Source organism: Streptomyces sp. NPDC059092 (assembly GCF_042756365.1).
Lineage (GTDB): Bacteria > Actinomycetota > Actinomycetes > Streptomycetales > Streptomycetaceae > Streptomyces.
On sequence record NZ_JBHZEJ010000157.1, the window covers coordinates 1 to 1,346 of the forward strand.

Consider the following 1,346-nt stretch of genomic DNA (forward strand, 5'->3'; position numbering starts at 1 on the left):
CGCAGCCCGATCGCCTACGAGACGGCGTCCAGAACAACATCAACTACGCTGGCACCAGCCGCACAACCCGTGTCCAAGGTTTCGGGTCAAGGCCCCATGTTCGCGCAGTGGAGATGGGTCAGTTCCCCCTCCTTGGCCTGGTGATCAGGACGACAAGAGCCGTATGACGAGAGATCGTCACGTACGGATCTGTGGGAGCCGGAGAGTGTGAATCCCTCCGGCTACCCGACCTTCGAAGTACCCGGCGGTAGGTGACAGACCGTGATCTCCAGGCCGCTCTCTCGTGCGAAGGCGGCCAGGTTGCTCTTCCAGGTCCAGCGGCGGGGGTCGTTGGAGCCGCCGGAGTCGGCGGTGATCAGGAGCCTGCCGGCATTCGGGTGGTCCGCCCGGCCGCAGTGCTGCCACCAGCGGCGGATGGACTCCACCGCGAACTGGGCGGTGTCGTGGTCGGTGCCGACGTTGACCCACCCGGTGTTGTTGGCGATGTCGTAGATCCCGTAGGGGATCGCCATGGGCTGCTCGTTGGTGGTGAACGTGTGGCAGTCCACCTTGATCGCGTTCTTGCCCGGCCGCCAGGTGCGACCGGGCCGGTCCCGGTTGCCGAGCCATTCCTTGGCCTTGGTGTCGACGCTGATCACTGGCTGGGCGTCGTTGAGGAACGCGGTGGCGGTGGCATTGAGGTGGGTGAACTGGGCATCACGGTCCGGATGGCTGATGCCCTCTGTTGTTTTCGCGGTTCCCTGCAGGCTGTAGCCCAGGGTGTGCAGCAGATGTCCGACGGTCGAAGCGCTGATCGGGTGGCCCTGTGTGGTGAGGGTCGAGGCCAGAGCCCGTAACGACAACGTGGTCCACCGCAGCGGAGAGACGGGGGCGCCTCGAGTGTGCGGCTCGATCAGCGACTCCAGCGCGGGCAGCAGACCCGAGTCGGTGTCTGTCAGCCGCTTGCGGCCGGCGCCTGGAGCCCGGACCCGTCGGGTCGGCGAGGAGCAACCGGCCAGCTCGGCAATACCTCGCGCGATGGTGGAAGTGCTGGTGCCGGAGGCGGCTGCCACCTGGAGGATCCCGCCGCGGCCGAGGGCCGTCGCCTCACTGGCCAGGTACAACCGGCGGCGACGCTCATCGAAGTGCGGCAGGATCTGATCGAACTTAGTTTGCAGAGCACGGGTGGCAGCGCGGCCTGACAGACACGGAGTCATATCTCAGACTCCCACCAACACCCCTCTACCGAGCACTTATTGAAATACGGGCCCCGGGGCGGACAGAAAATTGTCAGGTCGGTGTTTTCCTCGCGTATGCCGGAGAACGCGGCCGCACCTTGATCGACCGCCGCCTGTATCTGCCCACGT

The 1,346-nt window shown here is 65.7% G+C and carries 1 pseudogene; it reads right to left on the reverse strand.

Annotated features, from left to right (window positions below):
- Positions 1 to 230 precede the first annotated feature (230 nt).
- Positions 231 to 1,196 (reverse strand): annotated as a pseudogene (locus ACFXPL_RS37120) (ISAzo13 family transposase); the annotation flags it as partial.
- Between the last annotated feature and the right edge of the window lie 150 nt (positions 1,197 to 1,346).